This is a genomic window from Nonomuraea sp. NPDC003707, from assembly GCF_053587055.1.
The window spans coordinates 174514-192338 of sequence record NZ_JBSFNK010000020.1; the positions used below are offsets into that span (position 1 = coordinate 174514).

Below are 17825 nucleotides of genomic sequence, written 5' to 3' on the forward strand. Positions count from 1 at the left end.
TCAACCCGGCGAGGCGCCGCCGGTTCTCGTCGCCTCGGCGGCCAGGCGGGCCATCGTCAGGACGCCCTCCTGCTGCGCACTCGTCACGGTGGGTTTGTCGCCCTTGGGAAATTTCTTCGAGTAGTGCAGCTTGACCAGCCGGTCGCCGACCCTGAACACGAGGGTGCTGAACGCCTCGTTCAGATCGACCCCTTCGACGGCGAAGGCCTCGTCGCCGAGACCGGCCACGTCCCTCGGCGGCAGGTCCTCCGGGTCGGGGTCCTCCAGAACGCCGCCGCCCGCCGCGGACGTTTCGGCCAGCCGCCTGGCGGCGTAGATCTCCCGCGCCACCTCCGGCCCGGACCTGCCCTGTCGCGGCGCGAACGTCTCGGCCGTCAGGGAGAGAAAGACGTCGTCCGCCGACCACGTGCAGCCGCCTGACACGGCGGTGGGCCCCCTCGGGGCTCGCAGGAGGGGCACCACCTGCGCGAGAGTCAGCAGGTCACAGGGGCCTCGGGTCGCAGAGGGCGAGGGTGACGGCGTTCGGACGGGCTGGCCGCGCAACGCCATGGCGGCCACCACGGCCGTACCGGCCAGCGCCAGCGCACCGGCCACCACGGCGACCCGCCTGCGCCGCGCGCTCGCGAGAACAGGCGGTTCAGCAGCCGGCTCGGGTGGTTCAGGGGCGAGCGGCAGGCCGTCAGCGATCCGGCCGAGGTCCCGACGAAGCCGGTCGGCGTCCGGGCGGGCGGCGGGGTCCTTGGCCAGGAGCGCGAGCAGCAAGGGGCCGAGCGGCCCCGGGAAGGACGGTTCGGCCGGCGGTTGGGTGAGCACCGCGCCGAGCACCGCCATCGGGGTGTCCCGGTGGAAGGGCGGCCGGCCCTCCGCCGCCGCGTACAAGGTGGCGCCCAGCGACCACAGGTCCGCCAGAGGGCCGTCCTCCGCCCCTCTGAGCCGCTCCGGCGCCATGTACCCCGGGGAGCCGACCAGGTCGCCGGGCGCGGTCAGCCCCGGATCGCCGGCGTACGCCGCGATGCCGAAGTCGGTGAGCAGCGCCTGCCCGTCCGGTCCGATCATGACGTTGGCCGGTTTGACGTCGCGGTGCAGGATGCCCCGCCGGTGCGCGTGGGTGAGGGCGTCGAGCACCCGTACCCCGATCGCGGCGACCCGCTCGGGCGGCAGCCTGGCCTCGGCGCGCACCACTGCCTCCAGGGAGCGCCCCGCGACCAGGTCCATGACGATCCACGGCAGGCCGTCCTCCTCCACCACGTCGTGGACGGTGACGATCGCCGGGTGCCGGAGCCGCGCGGCGGCACGTGCCTCGCGCAGGGCCCGTTCGCGCAGCTCCGCCAGCCGGTCCGCGGACACGTCCTCCTTCGGGCGCAGCTGTTTGACCGCCACCTCGCGGTCGAGCAGCTCGTCCCTGGCCCGCCAGACGGCGCCCATGCCGCCTGCCCCGAGCAGCCTGGCCAGCCGATACCGCCCCGCCAGCAGGTGCTCGGTCATGCCCGCCTGCTGAGCTCGTACGTGACCCATCGGGCGGCACGCAGCGCCCCGGCCGCGAGCCGGCCCTCGGGGTCCTCCTTGATCTCGCCGGAGTAGCCGATCTTGACCACCACGTTGCTCACCCGTACCACGACCTCGTGGGACAGCCGGAAGGCGCGCGGCCCCTGGTAGGAGAACGCCTCGTCGCCGAGACCGGACAGCGCGCGATACCCGGAGGGTGCGGCCTCTCTCAACTTCCTGAAGTGCTCACGACTGCGGGCGAGCTCGGTGACCGGAAAGTGCTTGAGCTCGACGTCGACAGTGCGCCTCAGCGCCTTGGGAACACTCCCTCCGAAGCCCGTGCTCCAGTGGCACTCGGCGGGGTTCGGGCCGTCCAGCAGCTCATCGGTGATGAACGGAGCGGGGACGAGCTCGGCGAACTGGGCGTCGGTGAGGAGCCCGCAGGCGACCGGCGGCGTCACGATGAAGCCCCGGGCGACGGCGGCCCTGTTCGCCTCGAGTCCCGCCTTCACCCGGGCGCCGAGTACTCCGGCGCCACCGGCCAGCACGACGGAGCAGGCGGCCACGGCGGCGACGACGCTCCGGGGAACGATCAACGGTCTGCGGTCCGGGCGGCCCGCGGCGATCCGCCGCAACCGTCTGCCCAGCTCGCGCGGGCGGGGCCGGTCCAGGGGGTCCTTCGCGAACAGCGCCTCCAGGAGCGGGGCGAGCGGGCCCGCGTGCGCCGGCGGGGCGGGCCGCTCGGTCAGGACCGTGCTCGTGGTGGCCAGCGCGGTCGTCCCCCGGTACGGAGGCGCGCCTTCGACCGCGGCGTACAGGGTCGCCCCCAGCGACCACAGGTCCGAGGCCGGCCCCGGCTCGCCCGCCAGGCACTCGGGCGCGGTGAAACCCGGGACGCCCGCGGACGACCCGACGCCCGCGCCGAACCCGGCCAGCCTGGCCCGGCCGTCACCGGCGATCACTACGGCGGCCGGGCTGACGGCGCCGTGCAGGACACCCCGGCGATGGGCCGCGACCAGGGCTGTCAGCAGGTCCAGCCCGAGCGCGGCCACCCGCTCGACGGGCAGCCGCCCCTGGTCGGCGAGGACCTGGGCCAGGCTGGTGCCGTCCTCCAGGCCGGTGACGGTCCACAGCCGGTCGTCGGCCGTGACCAGGTCGTGGACCACGGCGACCGGGGCGTTCCCGATGGCGTCCACGGCGCTGAGCCGCTCGATCACGTGCTCGCGCCATTCGGCCGGATCGGTCCCGGCGGGCGCGGGCAGCTCCTGCGCCAGCACGTCACGGGCGAGCAGGTCGTCGTGGGCCAGCCAGGCGGGGCCGCCCATCCCGTCCGCCCCGAGCGGGACGCGCAAGCTGTACCTGCCGTTCATCACTCCAGGCCCTCCACACTGCGGCGTGCCAGCTCGATCAGGCGCTCGTTCAGCGGGCCGAGGACCTCCGCCTGCTGCGTGACGTCCTGCAGCGTGTAGTCGACCGAGACCACGACGGTGTCGAGGCGATAGACGACGTTGGAGTAGAGCAGGTACCGCCCGCCCAGCCCCTTGCCCAGGCCGGCGAACAGGACCGCCTCGTCGCCGAGGCCGGAGACGGGCATGACAAGCCGGTCCGCGGGGTCGACGGGCAGAAACCTCGCACGCATGCCCTCCAGCTTCTGCCGACGGCGGGCGAACTCCAAGACGGCCTGGTCCTCATCGCTCCGGTGCCACTTGGCCCACACGTACACGAGGGGGTTCTGGCCGGCCTTGAGCGCCGCGTCGCCCGTCATGATCCGGCACTGGCTCACCGCCGGGTCGGGCGGGTTGGACGCGAAGGGCGTCGTCCTGGGCTGCGCGACCAGTGTCTGTATGTCCTTGACCGTGAGCAGGCCACAGGCCTGGACCGGCGCCGTGACGTGCCGAGGCCGCGAGTTGACGACGGCGAGCGTCGCGGCGGTCACGGCGACGGCGGTCACGCAGGCGGCGGCCGCGACGATCTTCCGGCGCCGCCTGCGGCGCAGGTCGAGCCGCATCACCAGCCACGGCGTGCCCCCTTCGACCACGAGATCGTGGACGGCCGTGAGGGCCACCGCGCGGCTCTGCACCGCCTGACCCGCCGCGGCGAACTCCGCCGCCACGTCCTCCTCGGAGGTCCCCCGCGTCTGTGTGACGGCGACCTCCCTGCGCAGCAGCTCGTCACGGGCCCGCCAGACGCCCGTGTCACCCAGCCGCTCCGTCAGGCGGTAGCGTCCGGCCAGCACCCGCTCCTCCGTCACCGGGCTCACCCCGCCGGCTCCAGTGCCCGGACCGTCCACGTGGCGGCCTGCCGGACGCCCCGTCCCAGCCGCCCGCCACGGTCGGCGGTGGCGCCGTAGGCCCGGTAGTCGATCTCGGCGATCAGGTTGCCGAGCCGGACGACCGTGCGCCGGGCGAACCCCGGCAGCGCGCTCATGTCGCCGCGCGCCGCGTACGCCTCGTCGCCCAGCTCCGTCACGGGTGACGGGGAGATGGCATCGGCCCGCAGCGCCTCGACGTACTCCCTGGCCCGGGCCTCGCTCGGCAGGAGCCGCAACCTGATCACCAGGCCGTGCCGGGGTTTCTTCGCGGTGTCGACCGAGTCCCACTCGCACCCGCCGCGCCCGTCGCGCCGGCTGAACGGGTCGCGGACCAGCGCGCCGAACTGGGCCTTCGTGAGCAGCCCGCAGGCGTACGGCACCTCGGTGAACCGCCCGGAGACCGGCTCGGCCGTGAGCGGCGCCTCGGGAGGGGGCAGAGCCGGGCGGCCGGGAGCCGCGGCGGCGGGCAGCCGGCTGTAGAGCACGCCGACGGCGGCGGCCAGCCCGATCAGCATCACCACGGCCAGGACCGCCACCGGCCTGGAGACGGCGACGCCACCTTTTCCTGTCATCGGCTCATCCCCCGCGGTTCAGCGCGGTCGCGATCCACTGGGCCGCGGTCCGCGCGCGCCGCTCGATCAGTTCGGCGTCGTCGGCCTCGTTGATGTTGGCGTACGTCACCCTGAGGACCACGTTGGAGACCCTGAAGGTCACCTCGGACGCGATCCGGCCGCCCATCCATCGGTCGTTGGTGTGCACGAGCAGCGCCTCCTCGCCCACTCCGGCGACCGGGACCCCGGCCGACGTCCGCACAGTGGTCCGTTTCAGGCCGATCTCCGCCCACTGCATGGCCGCCCACGTGCTCGTGTCGGAGTACTGGGATCGGTGGCCGACGAAGGTGTGATGGCCCTTCCGCGGGGTCCTGCCCCACGGCTCGTCGCCGACGATCCCCACCGACACCCCTGACCCTTCGGGCAGGACGGTGTCCTCCGTGAAATGCCGGACGGTGTCGGAACCCGCGGGAACCTCGTCACCCTTCTTGAACCGGTGCCCGGGCCCCTTGACCGTCCAACTGCAGGTGGAGCCTTTCCAGCTTCCGCCGGTATCGGCCGCCTTCGGGAGCAATTGCCGAACCTGCTCGGGGGTGAGAAGTTCGCACAGTTTGACGGGGACACCGAACCTGCCCGGCTCGTCGATCGGGTCGGTGACCGGCTTCGCGGCGGCCACGGGCAGGGCCGCCGTAGCGGGGGCGCCGAGCAGGAAACCGGCGGCGGCCGCGAGCGCACCGGCGATCACGGTCCCCGCGAGCAGGGTGCCCGCCTTGACGCGGCGACGGCCCGCCTGTCGCCGCTTGGCCGTCACGACGCCCGCCTCACCGCGTACGGCGTCGCCGGGGCGTTCGTGCGCCTCGACGGCGGCGGCTTCCGCCAGCATCGCACCGGCCGCGGCGGCATCGGGCCGGGCCTCCGGGGACGCGTCCAGCAGGCCCATCAGCACAGGCACCAGCGAACCCGCCAGCACGGGCGGGCGCGGCCGCCCGGTCAGCACCGCGGCGAGCACCGCCATCGGCGAGTCACCCGAGTACGGCGGCACGCCTTCGACCGCCGTGTAGAGCGTGGCGCCCAGCGACCACAGGTCCGACTCCGGCCCGGCGGGCTCGCCGCGCAGGAGTTCCGGCGCGATGTAGCCGGGCGACCCGACGACCACCCCCTCCATGGTGATCGCCACCTGCCCCTCGACCGTGGCGATGCCGAAGTCCGTGAGAACGGCATGGCCGTCCTGGTGCAGGAAGACGTTGGCGGGCTTCACGTCCCGATGCAGCACCCCGGCCTCGTGCACGAACGCCAGCGCGGCCAGCACCTCGCCGCCGATCGCCGCGACCCGCCCGGCGGGCAGCGGGCCCTCCTCCTCGACGGCCTCCTGCAGCGACCTGCCGTCCAGCGCCTCCATGACCAGCCACGGCTTGCCGTCCTGCGAGATCACGTCATGGAGGGCGACGATGCCCGGATGCCGCACCCGCGCGGCCACCCGCGCCTCGCGCAGCACCCGCTCGCGGGTCTCCGCCTGTTCGGCGAGCAAGGTGACCTCCTTGACCGCCACGTCACGGTCGAGGAGCTCGTCCCGGGCCAGCCAGACCGTACCCATGCCGCCGCTGCCGAGCCGCCTGAGCAACCGATATCGACCCGATAAGACGATATTCGGGGCAGAGGTCATGGATCAGCAGAATAGCGACCGACTCTCAAAGTGATCTAGAGACGCTGTTGCCTGCCGGCGCCAGGGACGGTGATCAAGCCTCGACTATCCTCACGTTCGGGGAGCTGGTTCCGCTGGAGGTCGCCGGTGAGTTCTGAAGGTCTGACGCGGGCCAGGTTCCGCCTTCTCGGCCCGGTGGAGCTCCAGACCGATACCGGACACGTCGTCCTGACCGGCAAGCAGGGGGCGTTGCTGACGATCCTGCTGCTGAGCGCCAACCGCGTGGTGTCCGTCCAGCGGCTGGCGGAGTCGCTGTGGGGCGAGCCGCTGCCGAATTCCCCTTCCTCCCGCGTCAGGATGCTGATCTCCGACCTCAGGAAGACGTGCGCCGCCGCGGGGGACGAGCTGATCCGTACGCAGCGGCCCGGGTACGTCGTGCGGCTGGCACCCGACCAGCTCGATCTGGCCAGGTTCCTCGACGGTGTGGCGCGGGCCCGCAAGGCGGCGACCGCAGGTGACCCGGAGACCGCGGTGACCCGCTACGACGAGGCGCTGGGCCTCTGGCACGGGGCGCCGCTGGTGGGGATCGACGGCTCCTTCGTCCCGGCGGAAGTGGCCAGGCTCGAGGAGCTGCGGCTGGAAGCGATGGAGGAGCGGGGCTCGGCCATGCTCGCGACGGGCAGGCACGCCGAAGCCGTCAGCGAGCTCACCGCGGTCGTCGCGGACCATCCCCTGCGCGAGTCGGCGCACGGCCAGCTCATGCTCGCGCTGCACCGCAGCGGCCGGCGCGCCGACGCCCTGGCGGTCTACCGGAGACTGCGCGAACGGATCAGCGAGGAGCTGGGGCTGGAGCCCGAACGCGAGCTGCAACAGCTTCACCAGCGGATCCTCACCTCCGACAGCACGCCGGAACCCCGGCCACGTCCGGTGCTCTCGCCGATCCCCCGGCAGTTGCCCGCTCCGCCACCGCACTTCGTCGGCCGCGAACGCGAACGCGCCGAGCTGGACCGCCTCGCCCGCGACCGGACCAGGAACAGCGTGGCCATCGCCGCCATCAGCGCCACCGGGGGAATGGGGAAGACCTCGCTGGCCCTGCACTGGGCGCACGACAACAGCGACCTCTTCCCCGACGGCCAGCTCTACGTCAACCTCCACGGGTTCGACCCGGGCAGCGACCCCCTGCCGGCCCATGTGGCGCTGCGCCATTTCCTCGGCTCTCTCGGTGTCCCGGCGGCGGCCATCCCGGCCGGTGAGGAGGCCCAGGCCGGGTTCTACCGGTCGCTGGTCGCCGACCGCCGCCTGCTCGTCGTCCTCGACAACGCCCGCGACGTGGCACAGGTCGAGCCCCTGCTGCCCGGCAGCCCCGGCTGCGTCGTCGTGATCACCAGCCGCAACCGCCTCCCGGGCCTGAACGCCACCCGCGGCGCGAGCCTGATCGGGCTGGACGCCCTCACGCCCGCCGAGACGCGCCGCCTGCTCGGCCGTCACCTGGGCGAATCGAGGATCGGCGCGGATCCCGACAGCGCGGCCGCCCTCGTGGAGCACAGCGGCGGCCTCCCCCTCGCGATCAGCGTGCTCTCCGCGCGCGCGGCCATGCACCCCGGCTTCCCCCTGTCGGTCCTCGCCGAGGAGCTGAGCAGCCCCGCCACCCGCCTCGACGCCCTGCAGACCGGTGATCTGAACGCGGACCTGCGGGCCGCGTTCAAGTCCTCGTACGAGGCCCTCCACCCCGGCACCGCCCGGCTGTTCGCGCTGCTGGGACTGGCGCCGTGGCCGGACATCAGCCTGCGGTCGGCCGCCGCGCTCGCCGGCCTGCCCGCCTCCCGCACCAGGGTGTCGCTGCGGCGCCTCGAAGCCGCCAACCTGATTCAGCAGCACCGTCCCGGGCGGTATCGCACGCATGACCTGGTCCGCCTCTACTCCGCCGAACGCGCGCAGTCCGATCTGCCCGATCACGAGCGGGCGGAGGCGCTGACCCGCCTGGTCGACGCCTACGTGGTCACCGCGTGCGCCGGCGACCGGCTGCTGAACCCCAACCGTCCCTTCGCCGCGCGGATCTCCGGCGAGGCCGTGCGGGAGGAGTTCGAGGACGCCGCGTCGGCCTGGGCGTGGTTCGAGGACGAGCAGTCCAGCCTCATCGCCGTTCAGCGGCACGCCGAGAGGCTGGGCCTGGACGCGGCCGTCTGGCGGCTGGCCTGGGCGATGGACACGTACCACAAGCGGTGCCAGCACGAGCTGCGCACCCGGTCCTGGGAGACGGCCCTGGCCGCCGCCGAGCGGCTGGGCCGGCCGGGCCCCCGGGCCTTCTCCCATTGGTATCTCGGGTACGCCTACGCTCAGGACTCCCGGGCCGACGACGGCCTGGAGCACCTGCTGCTCGCGTTCGAGCTGTTCGAGCAGGAGGAGGACCTCGCCGGGCAGGCGCACACCAGCCACACCCTCGGGTTCGCCTGGCTGGAGCGGGGCGCACCCGAGCGCGCGCTCCCGCACGTGGAGAACGCCCTGCGCCTCCAGCGCGAGCTCCGAGACCCCCTCTGGGAGGCCAACGCGCTCAGCGCCGCCGGCTGGTGCCACGCCAAGCTCGGCCACTATCCGCAGGCGCGGTCGTACTGCGAGCAGGCTCTGGAGCTGTTCCAGAAGCACGAGGACCTGAACGGCGAATCCGCTACCCTCGACAGCCTCGGCTACATCGCCCACTGGGCGGGACAACATGACCAGGCGCTCGATTACTACGGCCGATGCCTCGAACTACGCGAGGAACTCGGCAACGCCTACCAACGCGCCGACACCCTCGTCCGCATCGGCGACGTCCACCACGAAACGGACCGGCCCGCCGCCGCCCGCGACGCCTGGCAGCGAGCGCTCGATCTCTACCACAAGCAGCACCGCGCGGTCGAAGCCGGGAACGTCCAGGAGAAGATCAGGCGCCTTGCCGCACCGCCTTCCGCTCCAGCCGGACCCTCAGGTCACGCGGCACCAGCAGACCGCTGAAGTCGGGCACCATCGCCGTCTCCTGCGTCCGCGCCAGGTTCATGCCGCTGACCAGCCAGGCCGTCGCCAACGTCAGCTGCATCATGCCGAGCTGGGTCCCCACGCACACCCTCGGCCCGGCGCCGAAAGGCAGGTAGGTGTGCCTGACGGGCGCGGCACGAGGCTCCAGCCACCGTTCCGGCACCAGCTGGTCGGGGTCGGACCACCAGCGCGGATCGCGATGCAGCCGATACAGGCTGAACAGCACCTGATCCCCCGTCTTGAGACGCCACCCGTCGAGCTCGGTGTCGTGGCGCACGGTCCTGCCGATCAGCCAGGTCGGCGGCCACAGCCTGAGCACCTCCTTGACGAACGCCTCGGTGTACGGCAGGTCCCCCATGACCGGCACCTCGCCGGCCGACGCGGCCTCGGCCTCCAGCCGGGCCAGCACGTCGGGCCGCGTGCTGAGCTCGTACACGATCCAGGTGAGCGCGGCGGCCGGGACGCCCAGGGCGGCCAGCATGATCCCGCGCAGGAACCGCTCGATCTGCAGGTCGGACAGCTGCTGATCGCCCGGGGCGAGCAGCACGCCGAGGAGATCCTGGGCGGCGGAGTCCCCGGCCGGCCGGCGCCGGCGCACGATGTCGGTCATGAGCGCCAGGAGCCGCTTGCGGGAGCGGGCGAAGCGCCGCACCTTGCGCGACGGCCACCACGGCGGGAGCTGCAGCGAGTCGCGCGACAGGGGGTCGATGGCCGCGACGCTCTCGACCAGTGTCTCCGGCACGCCTTCCGCGTCCGCGCTCAGGCAGAAGTCGGCGGTCGCCCGGCCGAAGAAGTCCGCCATCGTGGCGAGCACGTCGATGTCCCCGTCACCGACGGTCTTGAGGAAGATCTCCCGCAAGCGTTCGGCGTGCGCCTGCGCGACCCTCCTGTGCAGCCCCTGCCAGCCGGCGCGGCGGGTCGTCGTCCACAGCTCGGCGTCGGCCGCCATCCGCTCGGTGTCCGTGTTTCCCGCCAGCGGCGAATTCTCGGCCAGGAAGTCTCTGTTGGTCCTGGTGAGCAACGCATGCACCTGATCCGGTGAGGACACCACGATGGTGCGGGCGTCGAACGAGAAGACGTCCCCGTATTCACGGTGACACCGTTCCAGGAAACCGTTCCTGTCCTGGTCGTACTCCTCGGTGTTGCCGAACAACCAGTGCCCTCGGGGCCCGGGGGGCCGCTCCGAACCAGGTGCGTGCGTCACTCGTCGGCCCTCTTAGTTCCAGAAGTTCCAGTAGGTGTACATGCCTCCCATGCGGACCCGGCCCACGAGGCGGACGGTTGCGTGTCGGATGTGCTTCATGCGTAACCTCCGTAGCGCGACTGACGTCACTGACCACGATCGATCACGGGGCGCATGATCTCCGCATGAAACCCGCCTGCCCGTCGCCGTCACTATAGGTAATGGTAGAGTTACGGTCAGCTATGGAAGTCGTCAGCGGATTGCCGCGTCACGTGGCTTGCGTGATGGACGGAAACGGGCGGTGGGCCGCGCAGCGATCGCTGCCGCGCACCGCGGGCCACGAGGCGGCGGAGGCCGCGGTCATGGACATCATCGAGGAGGCGCGTTCGGCCGGCATCAGATGGTTGAGCCTGTACGCCTTCTCCACCGAAAACTGGCGGAGGCCGGCGGGCGAGGTCGACATCCTGATGAGGCTCGTGCGCCGGGCCGTCCGCAAGCACGCACCGGCGTTGCACGCGCGGGGCGTCCGGTGCAGGTTCCTGGGCATGTCCGATCCGCGCATCCCACCGGCCCTGGTCCGGGACATCACCGACCTGATGACGCTCACCAGCGACAACAGGCAGATGACACTGACGGTCGCCTTCGATCACGGGGGGCGCCGCGACATCGTGGAGGCCGCCCGCTCGCTGATCCGCGCCGACGTGCCGGCCGAGCAGGTCACCGAGGCCACCTTCGCCCGGCATCTCCCCTACTCCGACACGCCGGATGTGGACCTGGTCATCCGCACCTCCGGAGAGCAACGCATCTCCAACTTCATGCTCTGGCAAGTGGCCTACGCCGAGTGGGTCTTCCCGCAGGTGCTGTGGCCGGACTTCCGCGCGACCCACCTCTGGGAATGCCTTGACGCCTACCGATCGCGCCAGCGCCGGTTCGGCGATGTCCGTCAGTCGACCGCCGCCACGGGAGAGGAATCTCGATGAGCCAGGGCACCGCTGACGCCTTCGGGCCGGACTCGATGCTGCGCCGCCTCGTCAACGACGCGCGGTGGGGCCTCGCGGTGACCCGCGCCACGGTTCTGGAGGCCGCACATCCGCAGATAGGCGCCGCGTTGATCGAAAACTCGACGTTCGTGGCGCATCCGTGGCGGCGGCTGCGCAACACCTTGGTGAGCATGCAGCGCGTGCTCGACCCCGACCAGCACGTTCGCACCCGGGAGGCGACCCGCCTCAACCGCCTGCACGCCCGCATGTCGGGCACCGACCCGCAAGGCCGCCCCTACGACGGAAAGGACGCCGAAGCCCGCGCCTGGGTGGTGGCGACCCTGTTCGAATCGACGGTGACGATGTACCGGCTGAGCGGCGAGTCGCTCGACGGACCCGCGCTCGAACGGCTCTATGCCGAGTTCCGTGCGTTCCTGGCCCTGATCGAGGGCGACAGCGACCGGCTCCCCGCGACGGTGCGGGAGTTCTGGTCCTACTACGACGACATGATCGACCACCGCCTGGAGAGCACCGAGGCCGTGCGCGTCATCCTCTACCGGCTCTTCGCCAACGTGCCCGCACCGCCCCTGCTGCGCAACCATCCCGCGGTGTGGGCCGCGGGCCGGACCGTGGCGGGCCCCGTGGCCGCCGCGATCACCATCGCGTCACTGCCGGAGCCCTTCTGCCGGCGGGTCGCCCTGCCCGACCTCCCGGGGGCGCGGACGCTCATGCACGGGGCGTACCTCACCGCCGGAATCGCCACCCGCGTGCTCCCGGACGGCTGGGTGGACGTCAACTCGCTCGTGAGCCTGCTGGATCCCGGCCACGACGGTGGTTCCGGGCCATGGCAGACCGTACGCCGCAAGGCCGGCCAGGCCGCGGCCATGGTCAGACTCATCACTCCGGCTCCCGACGACGTCAACCCGACCACTCGCTCGGCCGACCGGTTCTTCACCGAGGTCCTGGACCAGACGGGCGACGGCTACCTCACCTGGCCCGATCTGGCGGCCATGGCAAGAGAGCTCGCCACCCGGCTCGACCTGGACGAACAGGACGAGGAGCGGCTCTACAACGCCTACGCCACCTGGTGGCGGGAGTTGCAGACCAATCTCGACACCGACGGCGACGGGCGCGTCACCCGACAGGAATACGCCGCCTCGGCCGTCTCGCTGCCCGGCTCAGGGCTGATCAAGGTCGCCGACGTGCTGTTCGACGTCACCGACGGCGACGACGACCAGGCGATCGACGCGCAGGAGTTCCAGAGCTTGTTCCGCACGGCCTTCCACCGCGATCTGACCGGCGGAGCCGACGCCTACTCGCGTGGCGCCTTCGTCAGGCAGTTCCTGTCCTTCATGTCGGGGCAGCGGCACTCGGTCGCCTACGATTCCCTCCTGTCCTAGCTTCGATCAACGGCGGAACAGGACGTCGAGTTCGCTGAAGTCCAGCGAGCCGTCCAGCGCCGTGAGACCTCCCGTGCCGAGCAGCTCCGCGGCGGCTCTCCGGGTCGCGGCGTACGCGGCCTGGGCCAACCCGGTGCCCAGGCTGACCCTGCGCACCCCGGCCTGCGCGAGCTCGGTGACACTCGGCCCACCCGCGACGGCCATCGCGTTGACCGGCAGCGGCGATGCCGCGCAGAGGGTGTTCAGCGCGTCCAGGTCGAGCAGGCCCGGAACGAAGATGCCGTCGGCTCCCGCCTCCGCGTAGGCCTCCGTCCGCTCCAGCACCTCGCCCAGCCGCCCGTCCGGTGCACCGATCCCGAACAGGAAGACGTCGGTACGGGCGTTGACGAACAGTTCCGGCAGGGCCGCGGCGGCCGCGGCCTCCCTGGCGGCGCGCAGCCTGGCGCTCTGCTCGGCCACGTCGAACAGGGGACCGCCGACGGCCGTGGAGTCCTCCAGATTGACGCCCACCGCCCCGGCCTCGGCCACCGCCCGCACGGTCGCGGCGACATCCGCCGGATCCGGCCCGTACCCTCCCTCCACGTCGACCGTCACCGGCACGTCGACGGAGTCCACGATGCGCCGCGCGGCCTCCACCATCTCGCCCCGGCCAAGCCGCTGCCCGTCCCCGCGGCCCAGCGACCACGAGACGCCACCGCTGGTCGTGGCGATCGCCGTGGCGCCGGCCGCGGCGATGACGGCCGCGCTGGCGGCGTCCCAGGCGTTGGGCAGCACCAGCACGGGCTCGGCGCTCAGGGCGCGGAACAGCCGCGCCTTCCGCTGAGTCGCGGCATCGACGGAGGAGGAGATGTACATGACTGCCTTTCGGGTTGTCCTGCTTCCGGGATACTGCTGGGCAGAGGGTCGAGGATCCACTGATTAAGCTGAGACCGAATCATGGAGGCGATATGAAGGCGCGGCTCGCCTTCTCGGTGAACGATCTGGCCGAGACCCGATTCGCTGTCTCGCCCATGTGGGAAGTCGTCACCAGCGTCAGAGCGCTGGCCGCCGCGGTGGTGCCGCGCCCGCACCGCAACTGGGCCGACCAGGTACGCCCCCGGCTCGCAGCCGCGGGCCTCGATCGCGGCTGGCTGGCCGACATGATCCCGCCCAGCGGCCACCTCCCCGACTTCCTCAACCCGGCGCCGACGACCTCCTCTCCCGGCCTTGCCGACGAGTTGGCCGCCATCGACGCCACCGACCCCGAGCAGGTACGGCAGGACGTCGATCGCCTGGCCGCCGAGCGCGACGGCGCTCTGCCCTCCCGGCTGCGGAGCCTTCACCGCACCCCGCAGAGCTACCTGCCCCGGATCGTGGCGGAGATCGAGGTCTACTGGGGGCTGGCGATAGCGCCCTACTGGGCCAGGATCCGCTCGGTCCTGGAGGCGGACATCTTCCACCGGGGGCGCCAGGTGGCCGAGCAGGGTACGGCCCAGGCGCTGGACGAGCTGCACCACACGGTGCGTTGGGCCGGCGGCAGCCTCCACCTGGTAGAGCGGCACTGCGCCATCACCAGGATCGAGACCGGAGCCGGGCTGCTCCTGGTGCCGTCGGTCTTCGCCTGGCCGCGGGTGCTGACCCGCTCCGTCGCGCCCGAACCACCGCAGCTGGCCTACCCGGCGCGCGGGATCGGCCTGTTGTGGGAGCGCCGGACACATACGCACATGGAAGCCCTCGCCGCCGTGATCGGCCGGTCCCGGGCGTTGATCCTGGCCGAACTGGACACCCCCGCCTCGACCACCGAACTCGCCCAACGGTCGGGCCTTTCCGCGGCGGGTGTCTCCCAGCACCTCACCGCCCTGCGGGCCGCCGGCCTGACCAGCACCCACCGAGCGGGCCGTTCGGTCCTCTACGCCCGCACCGGCCTCGCCGACGCCCTGCTCACGGCGCAGGCGTGAAACCCCGCGCTCCCGCGTCAGCGCTGTGTGGTGCGGAGGTGGATGCGTTCGCCTTGCTTCCCGAAGAGGCTGAGCACTTCGACGCTGCCACGCCCGGCAGCGCCGAACCAGTGCGGAATCTGACAGTCGAACTCGGCCGCTTCACCCGCTCCCATGATGAAGTCGTGGTCAGCCAGTCTCACGCGAAGCCGTCCGCGCAGCACGTAGAGCCATTCGTAGCCTGCGTGGGTCCGCAGGTGGGGCTGTTCGTCGTGCGCCGGAATGGTCATCTTGTACGCGCGTGGTTCGCTCTGATGCCGCGACAACGGGATGAGCACCCGGCCGTCTTTCCCGGTGGGCTGCTGCGGCACGCGCGGATCGAGAATCCGGGGTGCGGCGACGATCTCGTCGAGGGGGATGCCCAGCGCCGCGGTGATCGGAAGGAGCAGCTCAAGGCTCGGTTTGCGCTGAGCTGATTCGAGCCGGGACAACGTGCTGGTCGAGATGCCGGTGGCGCGCGCGAGGTCGGCCAGGCTGACGCCCTTCTTCTCGCGGGCGCGTCGCAGCCGAGGGGCGATCTGCTCGATCACCCCGCTGACGCTCGGTTGCTGTTCCACGGGACGCAGTCAATCAATGTGTCCCGGAATCGGCAACGAAGTTTGTCGATTCCGGGTCGGCCTTCCGATCCTCTTCGCATGAACGCAACAACGGATTCGACGCCCTGGGACGCGATCGTCACCGCCGCGGGCGCGGGCTCCGCCGCCATCGGCATGACCTCCTGGCTGCTGGAACGAGAGCTGTCCGCTGCCGTGGGTGCGATCTGATGGGCGGCATCACCGCGTCCGCGGAGACGTCCCGGAACGCTCCCTCCGACAGGTTGCCCGCCGGCGTGTACCTGCTCGCTTTCAGCCTGTTCGCGATGGGAAGCGCTGAGTTCCTGTTGGCCGGCGTACTGCCTGCCGTGGCCGCCGATCTGGACGTCACACTCTCTTCGGCCGGATTTCTGATCACTGCGTTCGCGCTGGGTGTCGTGATCGGCGGGCCACCGTTCGCCATGCTGAGTCTGCATTGGCCTCGCCGTACCGCGTTGGTGGCAACCCAGAGCCTCTTCGCCGCCGGCATCGTCGTCGGGCTGCTGGGCGACTACCAGGTCCTGCTGCTGACGAGGGTGGTTTCGGGGATCGCCTACGCGGGCTTCTTCGCCGTCGCGTCTGTGACCGCGATCAGCCTGGTGACACCGGGCCGGAACGCCCGCGCCTCCGGAGTCGTGGTCAGCGGGCTCAGCGCGGCAATGGTTCTCGGCGGTCCCGCAGGCACGCTGCTCAGCCACTTCGTCCAATGGCGCGGCGGCTTCTGGGCCGTCGTCGCCCTGACGGCCGCCGGGATCATCGGCTGCATCCTCGGACTCCCCGCCACCGCCCCGGACACCCGCCGGCCCAGCGTCTCGCGAGAGCTCGCGACGATGCGGAAACCGATGCTCTGGAGCATGTACGCGATCACGATCCTGACCACCGCGGGGTACATGATCACGTTCAACTACCTGAGCGCCATGCTCGCCGAGATCACCGCCGTCCCCGAGGTCTGGATCCCGGCGATCCTCGCGCTCTTCGGGGTCGGCGCCTTCGTCGGCCTGTCCATCGGCGGCCGCGTCTCCGACCGGCGCCCCCACCTCGCGCTCCTCACCGGAGCAGCCGCGATCGTGATCCTTTCGGTCGTGATGGCTGTCGTGATCCAGCAGGTCTGGGCGGTGGTGCCCACGGTCTTCCTGATCGGCGTCGCCGCGTTCGTGCTGAACCCCGCCGTCTACGGACGCGTCTTCGCCATCGCAGCCGGTGCGCCGACCCTCGCCGGCGCCACCACCGTGTCGGCATTCCAGCTCGGCATCAGCATCACCCCCGTGCTCGCGGCCGCCTCACTCACACGAGGGGCCGCTCTCACATCGGTCTGCCTGATCGGGGCCGGCCTCGCCGCGACCGCCGTACCGTTCATCCTCCTGGACCGGACGCGGCAGGCCCGCTCGACGCGACGCGCGGTGGCGGACCCAAGGTCAGCCGCTCGTGAGGCGACTACCGCACAGCACCATGCCCTTGGACCGGGGCCCTTTCCGCGGGCCGGAGGAAGAGGATGCCGAGGGCCAGGATCAGGATGAACGGGATGTCGGTCAGGAACTTGCTCCAGTAGCGCTCGACATCCATGACGGCCTGTCCGGCCATGAGCAGCGCGTGGGCCAGGTTGGCCCACATCGTGAAGGCCAGGAATGACTCGTAGGCGAGCGGCTTCCGGGCCGCCAGCAGCAGGAACACGCCCCACACGATGTAGACCAGGAACAGCATCGGCGGCACGTGGGCGTGTTCCTGACCGGAGCTGACGTCGTTCCAGATCGTCCAGTTGAGCGGGCCGTCCTTCTCCGCCAGCAAGGGCGTGCGGACCATGAACCCGATGAAGAGCGGTACGAAGATCAGGAGCGACAGCACGCCGTAGACCCGCAGGAACACAGCGAGCGTGCGCAACTTTCTGGCCGCGCTGTCCATGCCAACCTCTTTCGTTGTCCGGTGAGTGGTTGGACACTACAGCTCTTTAGTTGGAAAAAACAACTACATGGATGGGATGACGAACCAACGCTGCTAGGCTGGGGGCGTGGTGGGGAAGCGTAGTTACGGCGACGGGTGTGCGATCACGCACGCTCTCGAACTGGTGGGAGAGCGCTGGGCACTGCTGGTCGTGCGGGAGCTGATCCTCGGCCCCAAACGCTTCACGGACCTGCGCGCGGGGTTGCCGGGGATCAGCGCGGACATCTTGACCCAACGCCTGCGCGAGCTCGGTGAGGCGGGCGTCGTCCATCGCCGCAAGCTGCCACCGCCCGCGGGCTCCTGGATCTACGAGCTGACCGACTGGGGCGCCGAGCTGGAGCCCATCGTCACCCGACTCGCCCGCTGGAGCAGCCGCTCACCCGCACTGCGACGCGGCGCGCCGCTCAGCGCCGACTCCGCCGCCCTGTCGCTCAAGGCACTGTTCGCCCCCGCGGTCGAGCCGCTCGACGCCACCGTCTCCCTGCGCCTCAGCGAGCACCATTTCCTCGTACGCGTCCGCGGCGACCACCTCGACCTGGCCAGGGCCGACTCGGAGCCGGAGCCAGTTGACCTGGTCATCGAAACCGTTCCGGAGACCCTGGCCGCACTGCTCGGCCAGGCCCTGACCGTCGCCGACGCCCTCGCCGCCGGTGACCTCGCACTGACCGGACCGCAGTCCCTCGCGGAGCGCTTCCTCGGCCTCTTCCCGCCCCAGGAAATGATCACTGTGGCCGACCTCGACTCGTGATCGACACCGGGCAGGCCACGCCCGTGG

At 71.5% G+C, this 17825-nt stretch carries 16 protein-coding genes; 7 read left to right on the forward strand and 9 right to left on the reverse strand.

The window, feature by feature from the left end:
• Genes ACWDRB_RS40520 through ACWDRB_RS40540 form a run of 5 tightly spaced genes read right to left on the reverse strand, consistent with a single transcriptional unit; the run spans nt 1 to nt 6010 of the window.
• Nucleotides 1-1485, reverse strand: a complete 1485-nt coding sequence (locus tag ACWDRB_RS40520) for a serine/threonine-protein kinase (protein WP_449902967.1) — start codon at nt 1483-1485, stop codon at nt 1-3.
• Nucleotides 1482-2855 (reverse strand): serine/threonine-protein kinase, encoded by a 1374-nt coding sequence (locus ACWDRB_RS40525; protein WP_449902970.1) that lies wholly within the window; start codon nt 2853-2855, stop codon nt 1482-1484. Before ACWDRB_RS40525 ends, ACWDRB_RS40520 begins: the two co-directional genes overlap by 4 nt.
• Complete coding sequence (locus tag ACWDRB_RS40530) at nt 2855-3745, reverse strand: hypothetical protein (protein WP_449902972.1); 891 nt, start codon at nt 3743-3745, stop codon at nt 2855-2857. The genes ACWDRB_RS40525 and ACWDRB_RS40530 overlap by 1 nt, the downstream gene beginning before the upstream one ends.
• Nucleotides 3742-4368 carry a hypothetical protein gene (locus tag ACWDRB_RS40535; RefSeq protein WP_449902974.1) on the reverse strand — a complete coding sequence of 209 codons (627 nt, stop codon included), beginning with the start codon at nt 4366-4368 and terminating at the stop codon, nt 3742-3744. Before ACWDRB_RS40535 ends, ACWDRB_RS40530 begins: the two co-directional genes overlap by 4 nt.
• A gap of 4 nt (nt 4369-4372) precedes the next feature.
• Complete coding sequence (locus tag ACWDRB_RS40540; protein WP_449902976.1) at nt 4373-6010, reverse strand: serine/threonine-protein kinase; 1638 nt, start codon at nt 6008-6010, stop codon at nt 4373-4375.
• A gap of 126 nt (nt 6011-6136) precedes the next feature.
• Between ACWDRB_RS40540 and ACWDRB_RS40545 the strand changes: the two genes are divergently transcribed.
• The gene (locus tag ACWDRB_RS40545; protein ID WP_449902978.1) at nt 6137-8980 is read left to right on the forward strand and encodes a BTAD domain-containing putative transcriptional regulator; all 2844 of its coding nucleotides are present in this window, start codon (nt 6137-6139) and stop codon (nt 8978-8980) included.
• Here the strand turns inward: ACWDRB_RS40545 and ACWDRB_RS40550 are convergent.
• Nucleotides 8910-10205: a cytochrome P450 gene (locus ACWDRB_RS40550; RefSeq protein WP_449902980.1), complete on the reverse strand. Its 1296-nt coding sequence runs from the start codon at nt 10203-10205 to the stop codon at nt 8910-8912. The genes ACWDRB_RS40545 and ACWDRB_RS40550 overlap by 71 nt on opposite strands.
• A 221-nt stretch (nt 10206-10426) precedes the next feature.
• Between ACWDRB_RS40550 and uppS the strand changes: the two genes are divergently transcribed.
• Together uppS and ACWDRB_RS40560 are read left to right on the forward strand one after the other, a co-directional pair.
• Nucleotides 10427-11164 carry a polyprenyl diphosphate synthase gene (uppS, locus tag ACWDRB_RS40555; RefSeq protein WP_449902983.1) on the forward strand — a complete coding sequence of 246 codons (738 nt, stop codon included), beginning with the start codon at nt 10427-10429 and terminating at the stop codon, nt 11162-11164.
• Nucleotides 11161-12564, forward strand: a complete 1404-nt coding sequence (locus tag ACWDRB_RS40560) for an oxygenase MpaB family protein (protein ID WP_449902985.1) — start codon at nt 11161-11163, stop codon at nt 12562-12564. Before uppS ends, ACWDRB_RS40560 begins: the two co-directional genes overlap by 4 nt.
• A gap of 6 nt (nt 12565-12570) precedes the next feature.
• Here ACWDRB_RS40560 and ACWDRB_RS40565 read toward each other — a convergent pair whose 3' ends face one another.
• Nucleotides 12571-13419: an isocitrate lyase/PEP mutase family protein gene (locus ACWDRB_RS40565; RefSeq protein WP_449902987.1), complete on the reverse strand. Its 849-nt coding sequence runs from the start codon at nt 13417-13419 to the stop codon at nt 12571-12573.
• Between the two features lie 92 nt (nt 13420-13511).
• Here ACWDRB_RS40565 and ACWDRB_RS40570 point away from each other — a divergent pair, with 92 nt between their 5' ends.
• Nucleotides 13512-14501 (forward strand): DUF5937 family protein, encoded by a 990-nt coding sequence (locus ACWDRB_RS40570; RefSeq protein WP_449902989.1) that lies wholly within the window; start codon nt 13512-13514, stop codon nt 14499-14501.
• Nucleotides 14502-14518: 17 nt separating this feature from the next.
• Here the strand turns inward: ACWDRB_RS40570 and ACWDRB_RS40575 are convergent, their stop codons facing one another.
• Nucleotides 14519-15070 carry a helix-turn-helix domain-containing protein gene (locus ACWDRB_RS40575; RefSeq protein ID WP_449902991.1) on the reverse strand — a complete coding sequence of 184 codons (552 nt, stop codon included), beginning with the start codon at nt 15068-15070 and terminating at the stop codon, nt 14519-14521.
• 105 nt (nt 15071-15175) lie between these two features.
• Here ACWDRB_RS40575 and ACWDRB_RS40580 point away from each other — a divergent pair, with 105 nt between their 5' ends.
• Together ACWDRB_RS40580 and ACWDRB_RS40585 are read left to right on the forward strand one after the other, a co-directional pair.
• Nucleotides 15176-15304 carry a hypothetical protein gene (locus ACWDRB_RS40580; protein WP_449902993.1) on the forward strand — a complete coding sequence of 43 codons (129 nt, stop codon included), beginning with the start codon at nt 15176-15178 and terminating at the stop codon, nt 15302-15304.
• Complete coding sequence (locus ACWDRB_RS40585; RefSeq protein ID WP_449902996.1) at nt 15304-16629, forward strand: MFS transporter; 1326 nt, start codon at nt 15304-15306, stop codon at nt 16627-16629. The genes ACWDRB_RS40580 and ACWDRB_RS40585 overlap by 1 nt, the downstream gene beginning before the upstream one ends.
• Here the strand turns inward: ACWDRB_RS40585 and ACWDRB_RS40590 are convergent.
• Nucleotides 16547-17011, reverse strand: coding sequence for a DUF6632 domain-containing protein (locus ACWDRB_RS40590; RefSeq protein WP_449902999.1), 465 nt, complete (start codon nt 17009-17011; stop codon nt 16547-16549). The two genes, ACWDRB_RS40585 and ACWDRB_RS40590, sit on opposite strands and share 83 nt — an antisense overlap.
• Before the next feature lie 106 nt (nt 17012-17117).
• Here ACWDRB_RS40590 and ACWDRB_RS40595 point away from each other — a divergent pair, with 106 nt between their 5' ends.
• Nucleotides 17118-17798 carry a winged helix-turn-helix transcriptional regulator gene (locus ACWDRB_RS40595; protein WP_449903001.1) on the forward strand — a complete coding sequence of 227 codons (681 nt, stop codon included), beginning with the start codon at nt 17118-17120 and terminating at the stop codon, nt 17796-17798.
• The last annotated feature ends 27 nt before the right edge of the window (nt 17799-17825 follow it).